Annotated in this window: 1 protein-coding gene; it reads left to right on the top strand. The window is 35.8% G+C overall.

The window, feature by feature from the left end; genetic code table 11:
- Nucleotides 1–474: 474 nt before the first annotated feature.
- Nucleotides 475–1,812: a 6-phospho-alpha-glucosidase gene (locus CP357_RS09795; protein WP_098037209.1), complete on the top strand. Its 1,338-nt coding sequence runs from the start codon at nucleotides 475–477 to the stop codon at nucleotides 1,810–1,812.
- The last annotated feature ends 149 nt before the right edge of the window (nucleotides 1,813–1,961 follow it).

Here is a 1,961-nt window from a genome sequence, read left to right as displayed (position 1 = left end):
AATGGACTTTTTTTAATATTTGAACGAAGTGTTCAATTTGATTTTACAATCCGCCAAAAAAAGTTTTTAAAAAATAAAAATATATAATTTTTTATATTAATATAGCCTTAGTTATATTAATATAGTAGTATTTTTTAAAAGAGCAAATGCCATTATATCGGGGATTAAAGGCATTTTGTGTAAATAGTGCAGGTTTATATAGTAGAAAAATAAAATAAATAAAAATTGATATTTTTTAAGCTTGTTATGATAACAAGTATATATAAGATATAATTTAATGAAAAAACTATATTTGTATAGTAATTTAAAGATTGAAATATATTTCGAGATCTAAAATGAGGTTCAAGTTCTGAAACAAAGTCTGAAGCTAATGAAAACGAATACAAACTAGAAGAAAAATGTTATAAATATATGCGTAAGGTAATTAAACAATTCGAAAAGATATCAACTTACTAAAAAGGAGAATAAAGAACTATGGATGGTAAGAAATATTCAGTAGTTATTGCCGGTGGTGGTAGTACTTTTACACCAGGATTTGTACTCGACTTAATCAAGAGCCAAGACAAGTTCCCAATGAGACAATTGAAGTTCTACGATAACGATGCAGAACGTCAAAAGAAAATTGGTGAAGCTGTTAAGATTATCATGAAGGAAAGAGCTCCACAAATTAAGTTCTCATACACCACTGATCCTAAGGAAGCCTTTACTGACGTTGACTTCGTAATGGGTTCAATTCGTGTTGGTAAATACCACATGAGAAGTTTAGATGAAAAGATCCCATTGAAATACGGCGTAAACGGTCAAGAAACTACAGGACCCGGAGGTATGGCTTACGGTCTTCGTTCAATTCCTGCAATCATTCAAATTATTGACTGGATGCAAGAATACTCACCAAACGCTTGGATGATCAACTACTCCAACACTATTGCGATTGTTGCTGAAGCTTGCCGTCGTCTTCGTCCAGGTGCAAAAATTATCAACATTTGTGATATGCCAATTGATGACATGGACAGAATGGCAGCTATCTGCGGTCTTGACAGCTGGCACGACATTGACTTCAACTACTACGGCTTGAACCACTTCGGCTGGTGGAAAGAAGTTAGAAACAAGAAGACCGGCGAAGACTTAATGCCTAAGCTTAAGGAATACGTTAAGGATCACGGTTACTGGGTAGGCGGCGACTACGACAAGGATACTGAAGCTTCATGGGAAGCTACCTTTAAGAAGGTTGCCGATGACTACAAGATGGATCCAGAAACCTTGCCAAACAACTACATGCAATACTACTACTTCCCACAATATGAAGTAGCAAACGCCGATCCAAAGCACACTCGTACTGATGAAATTCGTGAACACCGTCAAAAGATTGTCTTCGGTGAATGTGAAAGAATCGTTAAGGCAGGTACTGCTAAGAATAATATTTGGGACATTTCAGGTTTGCACTCAGAATATATCGTAGATATTATTCACGCTATTGCCTACAACACCCACGAGAAGTTCTTAGCTAACTGTGAAAACAATGGTGCTATTTCAAACATGGATCCAGATTCAATCGTTGAAGTTCCAGCATTGTTTGGTGCTGATGGTATTCAACCAATGGCAACTGGTAAGGCTGGCCGCTTCCAAAGAGGTTTGATGATGGAACAACAAACCTGTGAAAAATTGGTTGTTGATGCTTATGTAGAACACTCATACCAAAAGATGCTCCAAGCCTTTGCTTTGAACAAGACTGTTCCAGATGCATCTGTAGCTAAGAAGATCTTGGATGACATGATTCCAGTTAATGCTCCATATTGGCCAGAACTTAAATAACAATTTTAAAAGTCATAACAAATAAGAAAAAGGTAACTATTCTATAATCAATGTCATTAAGTTAAGACATTGACAATTAAGGGTGCTTTTTTAGAGTGTCTGGGAAAAAACTAACCCTTAGATACTGAAAGACGATCAATCCAACTCTT

Source organism: Lactobacillus sp. UMNPBX6 (assembly GCF_002553975.1).
GTDB classification, from domain to species: domain Bacteria; phylum Bacillota; class Bacilli; order Lactobacillales; family Lactobacillaceae; genus Lactobacillus; species Lactobacillus gallinarum.
The sequence above is the reverse complement of the archived record's forward strand: the minus strand, read 5'-3'. Positions and strand labels throughout refer to the sequence as shown.